The following is a 3749-nucleotide window of genomic DNA, read 5'->3' on the forward strand; positions in this document are numbered from 1 at the left end:
GATCGGCTCGGTCACGGGGGAAGCCTTCGGACATCGCCAGAAGGAGTCCGTCGGCGGAGACCACCACGGTGTGGGACACCCCGGGGGTGTTGTCCACGAAGTTGGTGATCAACCAGTTCAGGTTCTGCGCCGCCTGGCTCATCGGGCTCACACTAACGCTCCTGATCGTAGGTGCTGCCGGGGCCGAAGCCCTGTTGGTCATGCTGGTCACGCCCGGGGGTCCCGGTTCCCGCGCTGCGCCCCCGCTGGACGCCGCGGCGCAGGTTGCTCAGCCTGCCGCGGATGTCCTCCGGGGCGCGGGAGACCTGGGGGCCGCCCTGTCCGGTCGGTTCCGCGGAGCCCTCGACCAGATTGGCCTTGGGCACCCGGCGGGGCAGGCCGGATGTGGTGACCCCACCGGCCTTCGGGTCGCGCAGCCGCTCGGCACGGTGCCAGCGCTGGTCGTTCTCCGACTGCCATGGGGCACTGTCCTCCTGCTGCTGGGGTGTCTGCCGGGGTCGCTCCGGCGCCGTGGGCGCCGCCGGGTCCCCGGCCATCCCCTGTGTCCCTGTTTCCTCGGACGGCTGCCACTGCCGGTCGCGACGCGGAAGCCCGGCGTCGGTCATCGAGTGGATTCCGCTCGGGGAAGGGCCCGGACGGTGGAACTCTACGCGGTCCCGAGAAACTTCGGGAGCGCTGGGTCCTGATTCCGCTTCGGCCCCGAACTGCGACGCGTAGGGCATCTCGAAAGATCCGGAATCGCCCCACTCTCCCTGCTGAGAGGGGGAGTTATAGCCGATGTACGGCTGCTGTTCGGGTTCCGTTTGAGTTGCGTAATCCGCTTCCGGTTGCGAATAGCCGGAATTCTGGTACGACGACTGCGCCAGCGGATCGGCGGGCGCCTGTCCGGGCCGCGGATCCCGCTCGGGAGGGGTGGCCCCCATTCCGCTGTACTGGCCCTGAAACTGGTGATGTCCCTGGTCCCGGTCGTAGGCGGAGTCGTCGAAACCCAGCTCGGCGGCGGTCCGCGAGGACAGCTCGCTCATGTCCTCGAAGGCCGGGGCGGGCCGCGGCTCGGGGACGATCCGGGAGACCGTGAAGTCGTCCTGGGGCAGCTCCTCGCCGCCACCGCCGTGGGTGATCGCCTCGGGCAGCATCACCAGCGAGGTGGTGCCCGCCTGCTCCCCGGAGGGGCGCAACTGGACCCGGATGCCGTGCCGGTCGGCGAGGCGGCCGACCACGAAGAGCCCCATGCGCTGGGAGACCGTGGCGTCCACCGTCGGCGGATTGGCCAGCTTGTGGTTGATGTCGGCGAAGTCCTCGGCGGTCAGGCCGATGCCCTTGTCGTGGATCTCCACCACCACCCGGCCGTCGGGCAGCCGGGTCGAGTTGACCCGCACCTTGGTGTGCGGGGAGGAGAAGGTGGTGGCGTTCTCCAGCAGCTCGGCCAGGAGGTGCACCAGGTCGGTCACCGCGGTGCCGTGGATCTCGCTCTCGGAGATACCGGCCAGCTCGATGCGCTCGTAGGACTCCACCTCCGAGGAGGCGGCGCGCAGCACATCGATCAGCGGCACCGGCTGATTCCAGCGCCGGCCCGGCTCCTCGCCCGCGAGGATCAGGAGGTTCTCGCCGTTGCGCCGCATACGGGTGGCCAGGTGGTCCAGCCGGAAGAGGTGCTCGAGCTGGTCCGGATCGGCCTCCCGGCTCTCCAGTTCGGAGATCAGGGTGAGCTGCCGCTCGATCAGTCCCTGGTTGCGACTGGAAAGATTGGTGAAGATCGCGTTGACGCCGCCGCGCAGCATCGCCTGCTCGGCCGCGAGCCGGATCGCCTCCCGGTGCACCTGGTCGAAGGCGCGGGCCACCTCGCCGATCTCGTCCTTGGTGTTGATCGGTATCGAGCTGACCCGGGTGTCCACCCGCCCCGGGTCGGTGCGGGAGAGCTGGCCGACCACCGCGGGCAGCTTGTTCTCGGCGACGTCGAAGGCGGCGTTGCGCAGTTGCCGCATGGAATGGCTCATCGAGCGGGCCATCCGGCCGGCCACGAAGAAGGCGGCGAGCAGTGCCAGCACCACGATCGCGCCGTTCACGATCGCATCGCGGCGGGCATCCGAGGAGATCTGCGCCGCCTCGTTCACGGCTCTGTTCACCAGGGTCTGCTCGATGTCCCGGTAGGCGTTGAACTTGATCGTGGAGGCGTTGAACCAGGCGTCCGGGGTGACCCCCTGGCCGGCCGGCGCGGTGGGCGAGGCGCCGCTGCCGATGGCCTTGATCATCTGGTCCATACCGGGCGGCGCCACGAACTTCTTGCCGTCCGCCTCGGCCTTCTGCTTCGCCTCGGCGATTTGCTCCTGCGCACGCTTCTCGGCCGCCCTGAGGGTGTCCTCGAGCCGGGTCACGTCCTGCGGTGTGCCGGCCGCCTCGAACTCCCCGAGCGCGATCCCCTCGAGGTAGACGTACGAGGTGAAGGAGGTGAGCTGGGTCTTGCGGTCGGTCGCCGACGGACCGGGCTTGACCAGCAGATGGGTGCCGATGGAGCGCTGGAGCGACTCCGCGCCCTTGGCCAGGGATACCGCGTAGACGGTACGGCCGTATGACGTGATATTGCCGGTGCCCAGGCCCAGTTCATTGGCGAACTCGATCAGCCCGTGCTCGACGGCGACATAGCCCTCTTCGGTCTTCACACCGTTCAGGCGGTCGGTGTAGGCGTTCCGGCGCAGGGAGGCGAGCTGCGGTTCGGCGGTTCTGAAGGCTTTGAGGCGGCGCTTCATGGTCGGCGTCTGCGGCATATCGGCGACGGCCTTGTCGAAGTCCTTCTTCGCCGCGTCGCTGGTGGCCCGCGCCTTGGCCACGGTGGCCTCGTTGGTACCACTGAGCAGCGGGCCCGCGCTCAGGTCGCGCTCGTTGACCAGGGCGTGGGCGTAGGTGGTGGCGGCCCGGACGACCTGGGCGGTGCGTTCGGCGTCCCGCGCCTCGTTCCAGGTGGAGACCGAGGAGGCGACCTGGAAGCCACCGAAGACCAGGGCGACGAGCACGGGGATGAGCAGGATCGCGTACAGCCGGCCGCGCACCCGCCAGTTCCGAGGGGAGATCCGGCCACCACTGGGTGGCTCCGGTGCCTCGGCGGGCGACGCCGCTGTGCCTGAACGCGGCGGCGGGGTGAAGTTCCCTCGCGCGTCTTGCGCGGGGTCCGGCTTGCTTCGCCTCACTCGACCAACAACCTCTCGGCATCGGCACGATTTGTGCCGTTCCCAGCTAATCCCTGACTGCCCAGTTCAGCGAATTCCAGCACGCCCCGCTGGTGCTTTCCAAACAGTGCGCAAAGCGCTCAGTACGTTGTCTGGACCAGAGAAAAAAGGGGCGTTAGGGCTGAGATATGTCGAATACCGAACTATTTGAGTGCGCAACGCAGCGACACGATCGCGCTCCGTATCGAGAGCCGGGTCATATCTCTGTCGAAACGTTATGAACGGCGAGCGGGCCGTATCGTCCGACACGGCCCGCCCTTCGTCCGATATCCGGTAACTTCCGGACGGCGTCGGCTACTTGAGCCGAGCCATCAGCGCATGCTCGACCAGCGTGATGAGCGCGCTCTTGGCCTCGGTGCGATGGCGCGCGTCCGTGGTGATGATGGGAGTGTCCGGGCCGATCTGGAGAGCCTCGCGGACCTCTTCGGGATTGTAGGGCTGCTGGCCCTCGAAGCCGTTGAGGGCGATGACGAAGGGCAGTCCGGAGTTCTCGAAGTAGTCGACCGCGGGGAAGCAGTCGGCGAG

2 protein-coding genes and 1 pseudogene are annotated in these 3749 nt (G+C 68.2%); all 3 read right to left on the reverse strand.

What is annotated here, in order from left to right:
• Window positions 1-142 (reverse strand): roadblock/LC7 domain-containing protein (locus tag KN815_RS42810; RefSeq protein ID WP_216347167.1); only part of this gene is annotated, 142 nt, incomplete at its 3' end.
• A gap of 10 nt (window positions 143-152) precedes the next feature.
• Entirely contained in the window at window positions 153-3185 is a 3033-nt protein-coding gene (locus KN815_RS42815) for a sensor histidine kinase (RefSeq protein ID WP_216347165.1), read from the reverse strand.
• A gap of 333 nt (window positions 3186-3518) precedes the next feature.
• A pseudogene (locus KN815_RS42820) lies at window positions 3519-3749 on the reverse strand (ATP-binding protein); the annotation flags it as partial.

Source organism: Streptomyces niphimycinicus (genome assembly GCF_018883605.1).
GTDB classification, from domain to species: Bacteria; Actinomycetota; Actinomycetes; order Streptomycetales; family Streptomycetaceae; genus Streptomyces; species Streptomyces niphimycinicus.